This window comes from Halomonas binhaiensis (assembly GCF_008329985.2).
GTDB classification, from domain to species: Bacteria; Pseudomonadota; Gammaproteobacteria; order Pseudomonadales; family Halomonadaceae; genus Halomonas; species Halomonas binhaiensis.
Window position 1 is genome coordinate 570,927 of the sequence record NZ_CP038437.2, and the last position, 16,784, is coordinate 587,710.

At 57.4% G+C, this 16,784-nt stretch carries 17 protein-coding genes; 14 read left to right on the top strand and 3 right to left on the bottom strand.

Features of this window, described 5'->3' with window-relative positions:
• The first annotated feature begins 137 nt into the window (after positions 1 to 137).
• From murJ to E4T21_RS02585, 10 genes are all read left to right on the top strand, one after another.
• On the top strand, positions 138 to 1,709 hold the full coding sequence (gene murJ / locus E4T21_RS02540; RefSeq protein ID WP_149283227.1) for a murein biosynthesis integral membrane protein MurJ: 1,572 nt from the start codon (positions 138 to 140) through the stop codon (positions 1,707 to 1,709).
• 91 nt (positions 1,710 to 1,800) lie between these two features.
• Positions 1,801 to 2,856, top strand: coding sequence for a bifunctional riboflavin kinase/FAD synthetase (gene ribF, locus E4T21_RS02545; RefSeq protein WP_149283229.1), 1,056 nt, complete (start codon positions 1,801 to 1,803; stop codon positions 2,854 to 2,856).
• Positions 2,857 to 2,866: 10 nt separating this feature from the next.
• Positions 2,867 to 5,713 (top strand): isoleucine--tRNA ligase, encoded by a 2,847-nt coding sequence (gene ileS, locus E4T21_RS02550; RefSeq protein ID WP_187775089.1) that lies wholly within the window; start codon positions 2,867 to 2,869, stop codon positions 5,711 to 5,713.
• 13 nt (positions 5,714 to 5,726) lie between these two features.
• On the top strand, positions 5,727 to 6,230 hold the full coding sequence (gene lspA / locus E4T21_RS02555) for a signal peptidase II (protein ID WP_420827720.1): 504 nt from the start codon (positions 5,727 to 5,729) through the stop codon (positions 6,228 to 6,230).
• 20 nt (positions 6,231 to 6,250) lie between these two features.
• Entirely contained in the window at positions 6,251 to 6,697 is a 447-nt protein-coding gene (gene fkpB / locus E4T21_RS02560) for an FKBP-type peptidyl-prolyl cis-trans isomerase (protein ID WP_149283234.1), read from the top strand.
• Between the two features lie 8 nt (positions 6,698 to 6,705).
• A complete protein-coding gene (gene ispH / locus E4T21_RS02565) occupies positions 6,706 to 7,659 on the top strand; it encodes a 4-hydroxy-3-methylbut-2-enyl diphosphate reductase (RefSeq protein WP_149283236.1) in 954 nt (317 codons plus the stop codon).
• A gap of 183 nt (positions 7,660 to 7,842) precedes the next feature.
• On the top strand, positions 7,843 to 8,244 hold the full coding sequence (locus E4T21_RS02570; protein ID WP_149287001.1) for a type IV pilin protein: 402 nt from the start codon (positions 7,843 to 7,845) through the stop codon (positions 8,242 to 8,244).
• On the top strand, positions 8,231 to 8,695 hold the full coding sequence (locus tag E4T21_RS02575; protein ID WP_187775090.1) for a type IV pilus modification PilV family protein: 465 nt from the start codon (positions 8,231 to 8,233) through the stop codon (positions 8,693 to 8,695). The genes E4T21_RS02570 and E4T21_RS02575 overlap by 14 nt, the downstream gene beginning before the upstream one ends.
• Positions 8,692 to 9,150: a PilW family protein gene (locus tag E4T21_RS02580; protein WP_149283240.1), complete on the top strand. Its 459-nt coding sequence runs from the start codon at positions 8,692 to 8,694 to the stop codon at positions 9,148 to 9,150. The genes E4T21_RS02575 and E4T21_RS02580 overlap by 4 nt, the downstream gene beginning before the upstream one ends.
• Positions 9,147 to 9,686 (top strand): hypothetical protein, encoded by a 540-nt coding sequence (locus E4T21_RS02585; protein ID WP_149283242.1) that lies wholly within the window; start codon positions 9,147 to 9,149, stop codon positions 9,684 to 9,686. Before E4T21_RS02580 ends, E4T21_RS02585 begins: the two co-directional genes overlap by 4 nt.
• Before the next feature lies 1 nt (position 9,687).
• On the opposite strand, the gene E4T21_RS02590 is transcribed toward E4T21_RS02585, so the two are convergent.
• Positions 9,688 to 10,224, bottom strand: coding sequence for a GspH/FimT family pseudopilin (locus tag E4T21_RS02590; RefSeq protein ID WP_149283244.1), 537 nt, complete (start codon positions 10,222 to 10,224; stop codon positions 9,688 to 9,690).
• 89 nt (positions 10,225 to 10,313) lie between these two features.
• Here E4T21_RS02590 and thiO point away from each other — a divergent pair, with 89 nt between their 5' ends.
• Positions 10,314 to 11,411 (top strand): glycine oxidase ThiO, encoded by a 1,098-nt coding sequence (gene thiO, locus E4T21_RS02595; protein ID WP_149283247.1) that lies wholly within the window; start codon positions 10,314 to 10,316, stop codon positions 11,409 to 11,411.
• A gap of 17 nt (positions 11,412 to 11,428) precedes the next feature.
• On the opposite strand, the gene E4T21_RS02600 is transcribed toward thiO, so the two are convergent.
• Complete coding sequence (locus tag E4T21_RS02600) at positions 11,429 to 11,704, bottom strand: PP0621 family protein (protein ID WP_149283249.1); 276 nt, start codon at positions 11,702 to 11,704, stop codon at positions 11,429 to 11,431.
• Positions 11,705 to 11,847: 143 nt separating this feature from the next.
• Here E4T21_RS02600 and E4T21_RS02605 point away from each other — a divergent pair, with 143 nt between their 5' ends.
• The gene (locus tag E4T21_RS02605) at positions 11,848 to 13,479 is read left to right on the top strand and encodes an NAD+ synthase (protein ID WP_149283251.1); all 1,632 of its coding nucleotides are present in this window, start codon (positions 11,848 to 11,850) and stop codon (positions 13,477 to 13,479) included.
• Between the two features lie 168 nt (positions 13,480 to 13,647).
• Here the strand turns inward: E4T21_RS02605 and E4T21_RS02610 are convergent, their stop codons facing one another.
• Positions 13,648 to 14,466 (bottom strand): outer membrane protein assembly factor BamD, encoded by an 819-nt coding sequence (locus E4T21_RS02610; RefSeq protein ID WP_149283253.1) that lies wholly within the window; start codon positions 14,464 to 14,466, stop codon positions 13,648 to 13,650.
• Positions 14,467 to 14,849: 383 nt separating this feature from the next.
• Between E4T21_RS02610 and rluD the strand changes: the two genes are divergently transcribed.
• Both rluD and pgeF read left to right on the top strand, forming a co-directional pair.
• The gene (gene rluD / locus E4T21_RS02615; protein ID WP_149283255.1) at positions 14,850 to 15,809 is read left to right on the top strand and encodes a 23S rRNA pseudouridine(1911/1915/1917) synthase RluD; all 960 of its coding nucleotides are present in this window, start codon (positions 14,850 to 14,852) and stop codon (positions 15,807 to 15,809) included.
• The gene (gene pgeF, locus E4T21_RS02620) at positions 15,806 to 16,561 is read left to right on the top strand and encodes a peptidoglycan editing factor PgeF (RefSeq protein ID WP_149283257.1); all 756 of its coding nucleotides are present in this window, start codon (positions 15,806 to 15,808) and stop codon (positions 16,559 to 16,561) included. Before rluD ends, pgeF begins: the two co-directional genes overlap by 4 nt.
• The last annotated feature ends 223 nt before the right edge of the window (positions 16,562 to 16,784 follow it).

Genomic DNA, 16,784 nt, shown 5'->3' on the forward strand with positions numbered 1-16,784 from the left:
GCTATCAGCCGGTTTTTTTGTGTCTGGATCAGCGGCAGGGTTTTCATCTAGCAGCACTCAAGGAAGGCTCCAAGGTGACACACGAGCGTCGTCAATCATCGTCCGATTCGGACGCTATACAATCCGAGGCCAGAGAAATGGCTGCGGAAGCTAAAGGTGTGGTGGCTCCGCCGCGCCGGGGCTTGATGCGTTCTGGTTTGGTGGTCGGCAGCATGACCATGCTGTCACGCATGCTGGGGCTGGTGCGCGATGTGGTGATTGCCGCACTGCTGGGGGCGGGGCAGGGGGCAGATGCTTTCTTCGTTGCCTTCAAGATTCCCAATTTCATGCGTCGGCTGTTTGCTGAAGGAGCCTTCAACCAGGCCTTTGTCCCAGTACTATCGGAGTATTCGACCCAAAAGACCAAGGCTGAAGTGCGTGAGCTGCTGGATGCGGTTGCAGGTAGCCTGACGATGGTGCTGGCCCTGATCACTGCGCTGGCAATGTTGCTGGCTCCTTGGATCACTTGGCTGTTTGCGCCGGGTTTTTCTCGCGATCCGGCGAAACTGGCGCTGACAGCAGATATGCTGCGATTGACGTTCCCATACCTGCTGTTGATATCACTGACGGCGTTCTCGGGCAGCGTGCTCAATACCTGGAATCGCTTTGCCGTACCAGCGTTTACCCCGGTATTGTTGAATCTTTCACTGATCGGGGCGGCATTGCTGCTTACGCCGCTGATGGAACAGCCCGCCATGGCGCTGGCCTGGGGCGTATTGATTGCCGGTGTTGCCCAGTTGTTGTTTCAAGTGCCATTTCTGTCGAACCTGGGACTGATGCCACGGCCTTGGCCCAATTTCGCCCATGAAGGGGTGCGCCGTGTACTCAAGCTGATGACCCCCGCCCTGTTTGGTGTCTCGGTATCCCAGATCAACTTGCTGCTGGATACGGTACTGGCATCTTTTCTGACCGCAGGCAGTGTGTCCTGGTTGTACTATTCGGACCGCCTGGTAGAACTGCCGCTGGGTGTGTTCGGGGTCGCCATTGGCACAGTGATACTGCCGGCACTGTCCAAGCGTCATGCCGAGCAGTCTCGTGAACACTTCAGCAAGATGCTGGACTGGGCGCTGCGTGCCGTGTTGCTGCTAGGGCTGCCGGCAGCACTGGCTCTGGCGCTTCTGGCCGAGCCATTGCTGATTTCGCTGTTTCATTATGGCGCCATGACGGACAACGATATTGTCATGGCTTCCATGAGCCTACGTGCCTATGCCCTGGGGCTGGTCGCCTTCATGCTGATAAAGGTGCTGGCGCCTGGCTTCTTTGCCCGACATGACACCAAGACGCCAGTCAAGGTCGGGATCATCGCGATGGTGGCCAACATGGTGTTCAATCTGATCCTGATCTGGCCCTTGGCCCATGCCGGACTGGCATTGGCGACGGCACTGTCGGCGTTTCTCAATGCGGGAATGCTGGCCTGGTTGCTGCGTCGTCAGGGTGTCCTGGTGTTCCAGCCTGGCTGGGGGCGCTTTGCTTTCCAGCTTGGTGGCGGCTGCGTGGTCATGGGTGGAGTATTGTGGTGGCTGGCTCCCGAGTGGCACCAGTGGCTGGCTTGGGATGCGCTTCATCGTGGAGCTTGGATGGCAGGACTGGTCGTCATCGGTGCCGCCGTGTATTTCACCTGGTTGGGGTTCACCGGGGTTCGGATACGCCACTTCCGCCTGCATGGGTAATGGCATGGTTGATGAGCGATTCCTGAGCGGCTGTCAACACCACCTTGGTTCGTTATAATCTGATCCCTTTACGTTCGATGTGACAACACATATGGAAGTCATCCGAGGCTTGCACAATCTGCGCGAGAAGCGCTGGGGAACGGTGGCGACCATCGGCAATTTCGATGGGGTGCATCTTGGCCACAGAGCTGTTCTCGATCAGTGCCGCGATCAAGCTGCCCAGCTTGGTTTGCCGGTGAGCGTTGTGGTATTCGAACCCCAGCCTCGGGAGTATTTCGCTGGTGATCAAGCTCCACCACGCCTGACGCGCTTGCGTGACAAGGTTTCCCTGCTTGGTGAGTGCGGCATAGACCGAGTGCTGGTACTGCCTTTCAACGAGCACCTGCGCTGCCTGACGGCCATGGAATTCATCGATCAGGTGCTGGTCGAAGGACTGGGTGTACGCCACCTGGTGGTGGGTGATGATTTCCGATTTGGCTGTGATCGATCCGGTGATTTCCACTTGCTGTCTGTTGCCGGGGAGCACCATGGCTTTGCGGTGGAGCATACTCGCACCTTCTGTATTGATGACGAGCGTGTGTCGAGTACTCGGGTGCGCACCACTCTGGCCTGTGGCAACTTTACCGCCGCCGCGAGGCTGATGGGCCGCCCATACGCCTACCGCGGCCGGGTAGTGCGAGATCAGCAGCGAGGCCGCACGATCGGTGTGCCAACCGCCAATCTGCTGTTATCGCGAGGTGCACTGGTGCTGCGCGGTGTATATGCGGTGATGGTGCAGATCGAAGGTGAGGCAGAATTTTATCCGGCAGTGGCCAACGTCGGTTGGCGCCCCACAGTAGGCAGCTCGCGCCCGGTGCTGGAAGCGCACCTACTGGATTATGACGGAGATCTCTATGACCGCCACTTGACGGTGGTGCCCTGTATCAAGCTACGCAATGAGATGAGTTTCGATAGCTTCGAGTCTCTCAAGACACAGATTCAGGACGACATTCGTCAAGCTCGAGAGTATTTCGAGCAACACGTTCAGGGCGGTTTCCTCCGTGACGAGGCACAGGGCCTCTTTCCTCTGGCATCGGCGCCTTGTGCGCGCGAAGCCGTGACACATGATTCCTCGGCGGGACACCCCGCTGACCACGACGACGGCTGACCCCAGGATTATGAGCGACTATAAGCACACTCTGAATCTGCCAGAAACTGACTTCCCCATGCGCGGCAATCTGCCCAAGCGCGAGCCGAGCAGGGTTGAGCAGTGGCAGGAGCTGGATCTTTACCAGCGTCTGCGCGAGGCGCGCCAGGGCCGCGATATTTTCGTGCTCCACGATGGCCCTCCCTATGCCAACGGCAGCATTCATATTGGTCACGCCGTCAACAAGATCCTCAAGGACATCATCGTCAAGTCGAAGAACCTGGCAGGGTTCGATGCACCTTATGTTCCAGGCTGGGATTGTCATGGCCTGCCTATCGAGCATAAGGTCGAGACCACTTACGGCAAGGACATGCCGGCGGAGAAAGCCCGGGAATTGTGTCGGGAATATGCGACTGAGCAGGTTCAGGGGCAGCTCAAGGATTTCGTGCGCCTGGGCGTGATCGGCGACTGGGATAATCCCTATCGCTCCATGGACTATAGCAACGAAGCCGGCGAGATCCGGGCATTGGCCGACATGGTCGAAGGCGGTTATGTATTCAAGGGCCTGAAGCCGGTCAACTGGTGCTTCGATTGTGGCTCGGCGCTGGCTGAAGCCGAGGTCGAGTATGCGGACAAGAAGTCCGATGCCATCGATGTGGCCTTTGTCTGCGCCGAGGACGACAAGCTGGCGGCTGCCTTTGGCCTGGCATCATTGCCCAAGCCTGCTGCGGTGGTCATCTGGACGACCACGCCATGGACCATTCCTGCCAACCAGGCACTGAATGTTCATCCTGAATTCACCTATGCGCTGGTCGATGTTGGTGACCGCCTGCTGCTGCTGGCCGAGGAACTGGTCGAGAGCTGCCTGGAGCGTTACGGTCTCGAAGGTGAGGTGATTGCCACCGCGCGCGGTGACAAGCTGGAGCTGATCACTTTCCGGCATCCGCTTTATGATCGGGTGGCTCCGGTCTACCTGGCGGAATATGTCGAGAGCGAAGTCGGCAGCACGGGTATTGTCCACTCCGCTCCGGTTCATGGTGTCGACGACTTTGAGTCCTGTCGTCGCTATGGCATGGATTTCAGCGACTTCATCAGCGTGGTACAGGGCGATGGCGTCTATGTCGATGATCTGCCGCTATTCGGTGGTGAACTGATCTGGAAGGCCAATCCCAATATCGTGAAAGCGCTGGATGAAGCTGGCGCCCTGATGGCCCACAAGACGATCACCCACAGTTACATGCACTGCTGGCGCCATAAGACGCCGGTGATCTATCGTGCTACCGCGCAATGGTTTGTGGGCATGGACATTGCGGGCAAGGATGGTCGTACCCTGCGCGAGAGTGCTCTGGAAGGTATCGAGGCAACCCAGTTCATTCCGGCTTGGGGCAAGGCGCGTCTGCATAGCATGATTGCCAACCGCCCTGACTGGTGTATCTCACGCCAGCGTAACTGGGGGGTTCCCATCCCGTTCTTCCTGCACAAGCAGAGCGGGGAACTGCATCCAAAAACTGTGGCGTTGATGGAAGACGTTGCCAAGCGTGTGGACTCGGAAGGCATTGATGCCTGGTTCCGCCTGGACGCCAAGGAACTGCTGGGTGATGAGGCCGGTCAGTATGAAAAGGTGACGGATACCCTGGACGTGTGGTTCGACTCCGGAACCACGCACCGTCACGTGCTGCGTGGTTCTCATCCTCATGGGCATCAGAGCGGCCCGCGTGCAGACCTGTACCTGGAGGGCTCTGACCAGCATCGCGGGTGGTTCCATTCTTCCTTGCTGACCGGTTGTGCCATCGATGGTCATCCGCCGTATCGTGGTCTCCTGACGCATGGTTTTACGGTGGATGCCCAGGGACGCAAGATGTCCAAGTCCATGGGCAACGTGGTGGCACCCCAGGAAGTGATGGACAAGCTGGGAGCCGATATCCTTCGTCTGTGGGTCGCCTCCACCGATTATTCCGGTGAAATGGCGGTATCCGATGAGATTCTCAAGCGTACTGCGGATGTTTACCGCCGTATTCGCAACACGGCGCGTTTCCTGCTGGCCAACCTGAATGGCTTCGAGCCTGGGCGGGATGCCGTGGCCTTCGACGATATGCTGGCACTGGATCAGTGGGTGGTTGATCGGGCTGCCCAATTGCAGGAGCGCATTCACAAGGCATACGAAGAATACCGCTTCCTTGATGTCTACCAGCAAGTGCACGGTTTCTGTGCCCGGGAACTGGGTGGTTTCTATCTGGATGTGATCAAGGATCGCCAGTACACCACTCAGGTCGACTCCGTGGCGCGTCGCAGCTGTCAGACGGCGCTTTATCATGTCGTTCAGGCTCTGGTGCGCTGGGTGGCTCCTATCCTGTCCTTCACCGCCGAGGAGATCTTCGAGAATATCCCCGGTGAAAAAGGTCTGGACGATGGCCACAGTGTGCTGTTGGAGACCTATTATGACGGCCTCTCCACCCTGTCGCCTGAAGCCTCCATGGGGCGTGAGTTCTGGGAGCAACTGCTGACGGTCAAGCAGTCGGTCAACAAGTGCCTGGAAGATGCCCGTAACGCCAAGGTCATCAAAGGAAGCCTGGCCGCCGAGGTCACCCTGTATGTGAACGATGAGTTGCAGGAACTGTTGGCGCGGCTGGGTGATGAGTTGCGTTTCGTGATGCTTACCAGTGAGGTTACGTTGGCTCCTCTGGCCAATGCCGGTACAGCGGAGGCCACGGATCTCGAGGGGCTGAAAGTGGCCGTAGCTGCAAGCACGAACAGCAAGTGCGAGCGCTGCTGGCACCATCGTCCTGAAGTAGGCACTATCGAAGCCCACTCGGACCTGTGTTCCCGTTGTGTGAGCAACCTGCCGGAAGGCCCCGGTGAGAGTCGTCATTATGCCTGAGGTAGCAAGCAACATGTCTGCACGGGAACCGATGTACAAGCCTCTGCGCTGGTGGTGGCTGGCGATTGCCTGGATTGCACTGGACTTGGCGACCAAGGCCTTGGCCAGCAGCCAACTGACCTACGCGACCCCGGTTGAAGTATTGCCATTCTTCAACCTGACGCTGCTGCATAACACCGGAGCTGCCTTCAGCTTTCTTGCCAGCCATCCGGGTTGGCAGCGCTGGCTGTTTGCGGCGATTGCCGTGGCGGCAACCGTTGCCCTGACCATATGGATGCGGCGGCTCAAGAGCGACGAGAAAGTGCTGGGTGCTTGCCTGGCGCTGATCATCGGCGGGGCCTTGGGTAACCTTTATGATCGCCTGTTTCTGGGCTATGTCGTCGATTTCCTGTCGTTTCATGCCGCAGGCTGGTATTACCCTGCGTTCAATGTGGCGGATATTGGCATCACCGTCGGTGCCATTGGTCTGATCTGGGAATCCGTGTTCGGCGAGAAGCGTCGTGCCAAGCAAGGCTGAACGATGATGGGAGAATGCCAATGAGCGATTACCGTATCGACGAGGGAATGGAAGTGACGCTTCACTTCACTCTCAAGCTGGAAGATGGCACCGTGGTGGATACCACGAAGGACAAGACGCCAGCGACGTTCCAGATGGGGGATGGCAATCTGCCTCCGGGGTTCGAGCATCCACTGAAGGGCATGGCCGGTGGTGAAAATGGAACCTTCGAAATTGCTCCTGAACATGCTTTCGGTCAGCATAATCCGCAGAACATTCAGCGTATGAAGCGCGATGTGTTCAAGGATGAGGAACCGGAGATCGGCACGGTAATGTCCTTCGCTGATGCCAATGGTGATGAATTGCCGGGCGTAATCAGTGAAATCGAGGAGGATATGGTCGCGGTTGACTTCAATCATCCGCTGGCTGGGCGTACCCTGACCTTCGAAGTGGAAATATTGGGCGTTAAGCCTGCTACCACTCATTGAGGCGAATCATGCAAATCAAGCTGGCCAATCCGCGCGGCTTCTGTGCTGGCGTCGACCGAGCCATCGAGATCGTCAATCGCGCTCTGGATGTGTTCGGGCCGCCGATCTATGTGCGCCATGAGGTTGTGCACAACCGTTTCGTGGTCGATACCCTGCGTGAGCGTGGTGCGGTGTTCGTCGAGGAGCTTCATGAAGTCCCTGACGACGTCATTGTCATCTTCTCGGCCCATGGCGTGTCTCGAGCGGTGCAGCAAGAGGCGGAGCGACGCGGGCTCAAGGTATTTGATGCGACCTGCCCATTGGTGACCAAGGTCCACCTGGAAGTGTTGCGCTATGCCCGTCGTGGCCAGGAGTGTGTGCTGATTGGTCATGCAGGCCATCCGGAGGTCGAGGGCACCATGGGACGCTACGATACCTCCCACGGTGGCCGGATCTACCTGGTCGAGGATGAGGACGATGTGGCCAGGCTGCAGGTCAAGGATGCGGCGAATCTGGCCTTTGTCACTCAGACGACCTTGTCCATGGATGACACCGCCAAGGTGATCGATGCGTTGCGCAAGCACTTCCCTGAAATACAGGGGCCTCGCAAGGATGATATCTGTTATGCGACCCAGAACCGTCAGGATGCGGTGCGGGAACTGGCAGATGGCTGTGATCTGGTCCTGGTAGTGGGAAGCCCCAACAGTTCCAACTCCAATCGCTTGCGAGAGCTTTCCGAAAGAGTGGGGACTCCGGCGTATCTGATCGATAATGCTGAGCAGATCGACCCCTCCTGGCTCGATGGTGTCTCGGCGGTTGGGGTGACAGCAGGTGCCAGTGCACCTGAAGTGCTGGTGCAGGGAGTCATCGAGCGTCTCAAGGCGCTAGGCGCCACTGCTCCTGTGGAGCTGGATGGCCGTGAGGAGACCATTACATTCTCAATGCCGAAGGAACTGCGTGAGCGCGTCATTGCCAGTAGTTGAGGGCAGGTAGGACTCATCGTTGAACGCTTGATGAATGATGAAAAACGCCAGGGCGGCCTGTACAGGCCGCCCTGGCGTTTTTCGTTCTGGCATATTCTGTGCGCTCGAAAACTGATCTGGCTCGGGTGGTTGGAGGTGTGCATAACGACATAATGACGCAACAGAGAGAACGAGGGGCCAGGGATGGTTTCTATTCGCCACATGCTTTCTTCCTCCAGGGAAGAGGGTGTCACGCTGCTGGAATTGTTGGTGGTGTTGGCAATTACGGGTTTACTGTCGGCCATTGCCGTTCCCATCTACCGCGACTATCTGAAAGCAGCCAGGGTTGCTGATGGCCGCGTCGCTCTGTCTGATGCAGCCGCTCGTCTGGAGCGGTGCTATACCCGTGCATTTTCCTATCACCACGCGAGCTGTGGTGAGGTATCTGGACACTCGCCCCAGGGCTACTACCAAGTGAGCATGAAGTCGGAGGCAGGACGCTATCACCTGACAGCCAAGGCTTTGGACAAGAGTGAGGTCAGTGCTCCATGTGCCACTCTGGTCCTGCAACAGGATGGGAAGCGAGGGCCGAATGAGTGCTGGTGAGAATGAACTCCTGTCGTCTGAAGCATGTGCATCGGATCGCTCTGGCTTCACTTTGCTGGAAGCATTGGTAGCGTTTCTGGTGTTGTCATCAGGGCTGTTGGGCGTTACTGCGATGCAGGCTCGTAGTCTGCAAGGGGCTCATGCCAGTGTGCAATGGGGGATAGCCGACCTCGCTGCACAAGATGCCAGAGAGCGCCTTTGGGCTGCACTGGCGAGTGGTGACGTCAGGTCGTGTCCATTGCCCCGTGTCGTCAACGCCAGTGATTGGAGACAACATTGGCGCCCCTTCCTTCCAGGGCTCTCTGCCAATCCTGTCACTGCATTACCTGATTGTGCATTCGTGATCGAGATTGATTGGCAGGATGCACGCTTCGACTCGGAAACCATGAGTCTCGAATATCGCCTCAAACTGCCGGCCGGCTGGCCGAAACAGTCAGGAGGTGATGCATGAAACATTCCTTTGCAGATCAATCGGGGGCTGGCCTGGTCGAGCTGCTGGTGGCGATGGTCGTTGCATCCCTGGTCATTCTTGGAGCTAGCCAGCTATTTCTTGGCATACAGCAAAATGCCAAGGTGCTTGATGACTTGAGTGAGCGTCAGGCAGTGGTCTCGTACGCCATGGAGGAAATATCTGCAGGGCTCCGGAGAGGTGATGCCGCACCAGGAGACTATGAGTTACGCACTGCCCCAAACGGGCAGGGGTGTTCTCTGTATGACCGCTTGTCAGGACAACCCTTGATAGATGGTCTGAGCAGTACTGGGATCTGTGGCGACGAGCATGTCGTCATGGACATGGGGTATGGCATCTATCGCATCACCCTGCACTTGCCTGACGTTGCAACACCATTGGTGTTGCATGTCGTGGATCGCTCGGTTGTCCTCACTCAGCTCAAGGCAGAGCAATGAGCCCCAGGCAGGCGCAGACAGGCGCATCCCTGCTGATGGTGTTGATGCTTTTGCTGGCGACCAGCATGGCGGCGCTTTCTGCCATGACATCGGCATTGGTCAACCAGCATCTGGCCACCAACATGCATGCCTTGACCCAGGCCAACATGGCAGCAGAATGGGGAGGTAGCGTGCTGATAGACAGTGAATTGATAGGCAGAGAGCTGGCCGACAGCACTCCTGCCTCGGAAGATCAGTATCTGGACTGTGAGGCTCTCTCTCTACAGCCCACTTCTTCGTTGCTTGCTTCCTCGTCACTCGGCTCTTCATCACCCAGATCTTCATCACGGCGTGGGGAAGCGTCACATACCTGGTCACCTGATATTGCCATCGCGCCGAATGGCGCGGTGAGCTATCGCTACGCTTCCTGCCGTTACCAGGGCTATAAGGCCTTGATGGTGATGGGGAGTGTTCGTAATGGTGATACCATTCTTGCGAGGCACTTCCTGATTATTCGACATGCTGCGGATGGCCAGTATATGTGGCGGGATGGATGACTCAGCAGCTAACCGGTTCTGTTCCTTGTCGTGTGCGTCCGAAATTGCTCAGTATCAATGTCGCCCCTTGCCCGCTTTTCATGCACAGGGTGAAGGTACCGTTATAGCCGCTAGCACGTCCGCTCGACTGAAAGACGATGGCTGCCCCTCGGTTATAGGTGACCGACCGGGTTCGGCTGGACTCAAAGCGATGCAGGATCTGGCTGTCGTCAGCAGGCCCGCTGAAGAGTAACAATGAGTCACTCCAGTCGTGACTGCAATGCACGCCGTCGTGGCTGGGACAAAGCGTGGTTCGTTGGCTCAGAGTGATGGCGCTGTTGCGTGCCAGGTTCAGGGCGTTGTGCAGGCGCACCAGGTCATGGGAGAGTTCCTGGCGCTGAGAGAACAGGCGATACCCAGGTAGTGCCAGGGAGAGCAGTATCGCAGTGATAGCCAGGACCACGAGCAGTTCCAATAGGCTGACACCTGCAAGATGTGAGCGAGACAGTGGAAGCCGAGAACAAGAACTCCAGATCAAAAAACTTTCCCTGTTTCTCATCTCGTCCGTCCTGGCAAGTGGAATGGCTGGGGGCGTTTTCAGGCTAGCGCTATCGAGGGCAGGGTGGTATCAGTTTCAGGAGACAAATTTTGAGTGATTTTGTAGTGATTGGCGGCGGTGTCATTGGGCTGATGACGACGCTGCAGCTGGCTGATGCTGGATATAGCGTGAGCGTGGTCGAGCGTGGTCATTGTGGTAGAGAAGCCTCTTGGGCCGGTGGCGGTATTGTCTCTCCTCTATATCCCTGGCGTTATTCTGCGCCTGTATCACGCTTATCTACCTGGTCCGAGGGGGCATACCCTGAGCTGGCCTTGCGCCTGTTGGAGGAAACGGGGGTCGATCCTGAATATCGCCAGAAAGGGCTGTTGTATCTGCGGGTAGAGGACGAAGACAAGGCCTTGAAGTGGGCCCGAGAGGTCGGCAAGCCGCTGTCACGGGTTGGCTCGGACATGATTTATACCAAGGAGCCAGGGGCATGTTCCGGCATCGAGGAAGCGTTGTGGATGCCAACCTTGGGAAGTATTCGCAATCCTCGCTTGATGCGTTCGCTCAGAACTCGCCTGGATGCCATGCCGAGGGTGACGTTTCACGAGAATTGCGAGGTCCGTGGCATAGTCGCCAAAGGTCAGGGGGCGACCCTGGAGACCTCTCTGGGAGCGTTGTCGGCCGATCAGGTGGTGATCTGCAGCGGTGCGTGGAGCTCACAACTGCTAGAAATGCTTGACCTGCGCCTCCCGGTCAGACCAGTCAAAGGCCAGATGCTGCTGTTCAAGGCTCGTCCCGGTATGGTCAATCGTGTCGTACTGATGGATGGGCGTTATGTGATACCTCGGGCCGATGGCCGTGTTCTGGCAGGTTCTACACTGGAAGAGGCCGGTTTCGACAAGACCACGGATGCTGCTGCCCGGGAGTCCCTATGGCGCAGTGCAACCGCGATCATCCCAGCTCTGGCAGATTGTGAAGTCGAGCACCATTGGGCCGGATTGCGACCTGGCTCTCCAGATGGCGTGCCTTTCATTGGCCAGGTACCCGGCATGCCCGGCATTTATGTCAATGCCGGACACTATCGCAATGGTCTGGTCCTGGCACCGGCATCGACACGCTTACTGGTCGATGAAATGCTGGGACGCTCGCCTGTCATCGATCCGGCACCCTATCGACTGGAAGGGCGCCTGGGGCAAGCCTGAGCGCCACGGAGTCAGGTTCAGGATGGATCGTCCTGATCATCAGGATGGTCCGTCAGTTCGGCCAGATACTTGTCTCGGTGCTCTCCACAGCAAAACCATTCTCCCCTGGAGCGCAGGGCGTCCTGTTCGGGGAGATGGACCTTGCACCAGGAGCAGCGCACCATCTTGCCTCCTTCGGTGTCTTTGGTGTCATCTTCTTGTGCCAGACGCCATTCGCGATACATGCGATATAGCTTGAGGCCGGCAAAGAACACGACGGCGAAGATGATCAGGCGGATTATCAACAGGTTCATCCTTTAGGTCCCATGAGGAAAAGACCCACGACTGGCCCCATGAAGAGTGCCAGTGCAGGGCATGTTGCTGCCCTTTGCCACTGAGGCGCCCTTGCGGGACAATGGGGGCTGACACCACCGATTCTCAAGAGATTTCCCTACCCATGCAAGACCTCAACCTGGTGATGGCGCAGCTTGACCCCATGGTCGGCGATATCCCCGGTAATGCCGACCGGGCTATCGAGACCGTGCGAGAGGCATTCCTCGAACACGGCGCCGATATTGTCGTGCTGCCGGAACTCTTTTTAACCGGTTACCCACCGGAAGACCTGCTGTTGCGTCCCTCGATGGAAACACGCCTGCGCGAAGCGCGTGCGCGGATGGCCGAGAAGATGGTCAGGGACGTCATGGTGGTGGTGGGCTATCCCGGGCGTCGTGAGGGCAAGCTGTATAACATGGCAGGCGTGCTCTACAACGGAGAATGGTTGGCCGAGTATGCCAAACAGTTGTTGCCCAACTATCTGGTGTTTGATGAGCAGCGCTACTTCACGCCAGGGGACAAGCCTCTGGTGGTTGAGCACAAGGGAGCCAAGCTCGGTATCCTGATCTGCGAGGATGTCTGGGAGTCAGGTCCTTCACTGCAGGCCCGCGATGCCGGTGCCGATATTCTGGTAACCCTGAATGCTTCGCCTTACCACCAGGACAAGCCTTCTGAACGACTGGAGTTGCTTGAACAACGTGCGCTTGATGTGGCATTGCCCGTCATCTACGTCAATCAGATTGGCGGTCAGGATGAACTGGTCTTTGATGGTGGTTCCTGCTGTGTCGATGCCAAAGGCAAGCTCGCTGTGCAGGCCCCTCACTGGGATATCTGGCTGCAGCCAGTTCACTTTGTGCAAGAGAAAGGCAAGTGGATTCCCAGGGAAGGGAGCGTGGATGTCGATGTCACCCCGGAGGAAGACCTCTATAGCGCCCTGGTGACAGGCTTGCGTGACTACGTCAACAAGAGTGGCTTCAAGGGCGTGGTACTAGGGCTTTCCGGAGGCATCGACTCGGCGCTGTCTGCGGCAATCGCGGTTGATGCATTGGGCCCTCAACGGGTTCATGCAGTGATGATGCCATACCACTATACGGCGGATATCTCCAAGGATGATGCGGCAGAACAGGCCCGCCTGCTTGGTATCGAGTACAGCGTGTTGCCCATTGCGCCAATGGTGGATGCTTTCATGGCCACCCTGGCCGACAGCTTCGAGGGTACGGAAAAAGACACCACGGAGGAGAATCTTCAGTCTCGCTGCCGTGGGGTGCTGCTCATGGCCCTGTCCAACAAGAAAGGACTGATGGTGCTGACCACCGGCAACAAGAGCGAGATGGCCGTAGGCTATGCCACTCTCTACGGCGATATGGTTGGCGGCTATAACGCGATCAAGGATGTCTACAAGACATGGGTGTATCGCCTGGCGAATTGGCGTAATACAGAATCCCTGGTGATTCCGCAGCGGGTCATTGACCGTCCACCGTCAGCCGAGTTGGCGCCTGATCAGCAGGACAGTGACTCCTTGCCGGACTATGACACGCTTGATGCCATTCTCGTGCGCTATATCGAAGGTGATATGAGCGCCGAGGCGATCATTGCAGCAGGTTTTGCTGCCGAAGATGTGTACAAGGTCGTCAAGCTGGTGGACCGCTGTGAGTACAAGCGCCGCCAGGCTCCGGTTGGGGTGCGCGTGACGAAGCGTGGCTTTGGTCGAGACCGTCGTTATCCCATCGTCAATGGCTGGCAGCCTGGCGACTAGGCGACAGGACCTGAGTCATCTCGCCCTGGACGACAACAAAAACCCTGCAGAGATTCTCTGCAGGGTTTTTGTTTGTTCGCAGCATCTATGTTCTAAACACTTATGTTTTAAACACTTATGTCGTGAGCACTTGTGCTCAAGGTGCTTTTGCTGCGCAAAGGCTAAGCCTCAGGCGCTGAGAGGCGTCGCCTTGACATACTTGGGATCGAAGCGACGGCCATCGAGGCGATCATTGTCCGGATCGTTGTCGATCAATACCCGTAATACCTCACTCGCGCGATCACGCATTTCCATGCCCAGGTAACCTTCGACCATGACCGCCAGGGCATCGCGGGAAGCGTCTGTCTGGGGATAGTTCTCGATCACCCAGCGACCACGCTGGACGGCAGCCAGATAGGCTTTCTTGCGCAGGTAGAAGTCAGCCACGTGCAACTCGTGCTGGGCCAGCAAGTTGCGCAGATAGACGATGCGCTGCTGGGCGTCCGGTGCATACTGGCTGTTGGGGAAACGAGTGACCAGGTCGGTGAAATCCTTATAGGCGTCCTGGGTCGCCCCTACGTCACGCTCGGAGATGTCGATGAGCTTGAGTGACTCCAGGCTGAAACGACCAGCTTGCCAGGCAGACAGGCCACGCATGTAGTAGGCATAGTCAACCTGAGCATGATTGGGGTGCAGGCGAATGAAGCGACTCGCTGCTGCACGGGCAGTTTCCCAATCATCCATCTGGTAATAGGCATAGATCAGCTCTAGCTGAGCCTGTTCAGCATAGTCGCCAAAGGGAAAGCGCGTATCAATAGCTTCAAGGCGGTTCTTGGCCGTCACGTAGCTACCGCTCTCGAGAGCTTCGCGTCCCTGCTCGTAGAGTTCGCGTTCAGCAACGCCATCGTAGCGTTCTTCATCGACATCGTTGCTGGCGCAGCCGCTCAGCACAACGCCCACAAGCACCAGGGCGCCCAGGCGAGCAGCGGGTGAAGTAATAACGCGCATCGTGTTCCTCTTGTCAAACAACCCGGGTCGGCCGTGGTAGAATCGGCCGCGATTGGCCCACTATAAAGCACCTTGTTCGGAAACGCAGTCTCTAGGATGGGTCCGAAAACGATTCATGCTGGGTGGTGATGGAGTGGTTGCTGTCTCATAATGACCGTTTACGTTCTATAAGTTCCGATTTTTCGAATAATTTTGCAGCGTGCTGTGCATTACCGATGCTCGGCGCCGCGCAAAATAACTCTCAGGCCATTTGTTGCAACCAGTACTTACGTGCAGTAGTTACATGCAATAGCTACATGCAATAGCTACATGCAATAGCTACGTGCAATAGCTACGTGGTAGTAGCGTAGCGGTAGTTTCTTCAGGAGAGCCTCGCGTACCTCATGTCTCAGACCCTTGATGTTCAGCAGCGTATTCCCGTTTCCTTGGCAGGAGCCCGCCTTGATCAGGCGGCAGCCGAGTTGTTCGCTGATTATTCCCGTGAACGCCTCAAGGGGTGGATCAAAGATGGTGCCCTTACCGTGGATGGTGAGCCAGCCAAGCCGAAGGACAAGGTCCATGGGGGCGAGTTACTGGTCCTGAATGCCGAACTCGAGGACGACACTCGCTTTGAAGCTGAGGATATTCCCCTCGATATCGTCTACGAAGACGAAGAAGTTATGGTGATCAACAAGCCGCCGGGACTGGTCGTTCATCCTGCGGCAGGCAACCCGGATGGCACCTTGCTCAACGCCCTGTTGCATCATTTTCCTGGTGCTGCGACGTTGCCACGTGCAGGTATCGTGCATCGACTGGACAAGGACACGAGCGGGCTGATGGTGGTGGCCAAGACACTGGGGGCTCATGTCAATCTTGTGGCTCAGCTTCAGGCGCGCAGTGTGTCGCGGGAATATGATGCGGTGGTGGTGGGCAAGATGACGGCGGGCGGCACTGTTGATGCACCGATCGGGCGGCATGCCAAGGATCGTAAGCGCCAGGCCGTGACGATGTCCGGCAAGCAGGCCATCACCCATTATCGTGTTGTCGAGCGCTTTCGTGCCCACACTCACGTGCGCTGCAAGCTGGAAACTGGGCGCACTCACCAGATTCGTGTGCACATGGCGCATGTGCGTTTTCCATTGATTGGTGATCCCGTCTATGGAGGACGTCTCAAGATACCGGCTGGATCCAGTGATGTGCTCAAGGAAATTCTGCGCGAGTTTCCACGTCAGGCCCTGCATGCTCGGCGTCTGGCCTTCATTCATCCGGGCAGTGGAGAAAACGTCAGTTTTCAGGTGCCTCTGGCGGAGGATCTGTTGATGCTGATGGACTACCTACGCGAAGATGCGGAGACGATGCAATGAGCGATGCCATCGACTTGAGACCGACGATGATCGTCCCGGACTGGCCAGCTCCAGCCAATGTCGGGGCCTTTGTCACCACCCGAGAAACCGGCCCAAGCCAGGGACTGTTCGCCGCTTTCAACCCGGCAGCCCATGTGGGAGACAACCGGGACCATGTCAATCTGTGTCGTCGCCAGCTGAGCAAGGAAATTGGTGATGACCGCCCGTTGCTATGGCTTGACCAGGTCCATGGCGCGGGTGTGCAGCAGGAATTCAGTGACGCTGTTCCCGAGGCCGATGCAGCACTAGTGGCTGGGCAGGACTATGCATGTGTAGTGCTGACGGCGGATTGTCTGCCAGTGTTCTTCTGTGATCGTGAAGGGCAGCGCGTTGCAGTGGCTCATGCGGGATGGCGCGGTCTGGCTGGTGGCGTGCTGGAAGCCACCGTGGCGGCTCTCGGTGTTGCGCCGTCATCGCTCATGGCCTGGTTGGGTCCTGCGATATCCAAGGCCCAGTTTGAAGTCGGGCCGGAAGTCCGCGAGGCCTTCTGCAGTGTGCAGCCTGAAGCGGCGAGTGCCTTCGAGCCCAGCCCTTATCGCTTGGGCCATCACATGGCCGATCTCTACAAGCTGGCGCGTCTACGTCTCAAGCGTCTTGGCGTGTCCCATATCAGTGGCGGGCATTTTTGCACGGCCTGTGAATCGCGGTTCTATTCCTATCGTCGAGATGACGGTGAGACCGGGCGCATGGCCAGTGTCATCTGGTTGAAATGATCTGTTGTTGAGACGTCATACATCACGCTGACGCTTATCATGTCGTATCTGTGATGCTCTTCCTCGTTCCTTGACGATACGTCTCCATCTGCGAGTGCCTATCCATCCGCAAGTGCCTCTCCATCTGCGTGGCCCCATCTGCTGCTGGGTGGAGACGGCGTGGTGCATGCTTGAAAATCGCGCAAACCATCTCCATATCTTTGTCAAGTCACATTGATCGGGT

Bases quoted from the DNA above. Each gene is read 5' to 3' on its own strand.
- rluD (WP_149283255.1), top strand. From the start codon at position 14,850: ATGTCTCAGACCCTTGATGTTCAGCAGCGTATTCCCGTTTCCTTGGCA.
- E4T21_RS02575 (WP_187775090.1), top strand. From the start codon at position 8,231: ATGAGTGCTGGTGAGAATGAACTCCTGTCGTCTGAAGCATGTGCATCG.
- ribF (WP_149283229.1), top strand. From the start codon at position 1,801: ATGGAAGTCATCCGAGGCTTGCACAATCTGCGCGAGAAGCGCTGGGGA.
- E4T21_RS02610 (WP_149283253.1), bottom strand. From the start codon at position 14,466: ATGCGCGTTATTACTTCACCCGCTGCTCGCCTGGGCGCCCTGGTGCTT.
- murJ (WP_149283227.1), top strand. From the start codon at position 138: ATGGCTGCGGAAGCTAAAGGTGTGGTGGCTCCGCCGCGCCGGGGCTTG.
- E4T21_RS02605 (WP_149283251.1), top strand. From the start codon at position 11,848: ATGCAAGACCTCAACCTGGTGATGGCGCAGCTTGACCCCATGGTCGGC.
- ispH (WP_149283236.1), top strand. From the start codon at position 6,706: ATGCAAATCAAGCTGGCCAATCCGCGCGGCTTCTGTGCTGGCGTCGAC.
- E4T21_RS02570 (WP_149287001.1), top strand. From the start codon at position 7,843: ATGGTTTCTATTCGCCACATGCTTTCTTCCTCCAGGGAAGAGGGTGTC.
- E4T21_RS02585 (WP_149283242.1), top strand. From the start codon at position 9,147: ATGAGCCCCAGGCAGGCGCAGACAGGCGCATCCCTGCTGATGGTGTTG.
- E4T21_RS02590 (WP_149283244.1), bottom strand. From the start codon at position 10,224: ATGAGAAACAGGGAAAGTTTTTTGATCTGGAGTTCTTGTTCTCGGCTT.
- ileS (WP_187775089.1), top strand. From the start codon at position 2,867: ATGAGCGACTATAAGCACACTCTGAATCTGCCAGAAACTGACTTCCCC.
- E4T21_RS02580 (WP_149283240.1), top strand. From the start codon at position 8,692: ATGAAACATTCCTTTGCAGATCAATCGGGGGCTGGCCTGGTCGAGCTG.
- E4T21_RS02600 (WP_149283249.1), bottom strand. From the start codon at position 11,704: ATGAACCTGTTGATAATCCGCCTGATCATCTTCGCCGTCGTGTTCTTT.
- pgeF (WP_149283257.1), top strand. From the start codon at position 15,806: ATGAGCGATGCCATCGACTTGAGACCGACGATGATCGTCCCGGACTGG.
- lspA (WP_420827720.1), top strand. From the start codon at position 5,727: ATGTCTGCACGGGAACCGATGTACAAGCCTCTGCGCTGGTGGTGGCTG.
- fkpB (WP_149283234.1), top strand. From the start codon at position 6,251: ATGAGCGATTACCGTATCGACGAGGGAATGGAAGTGACGCTTCACTTC.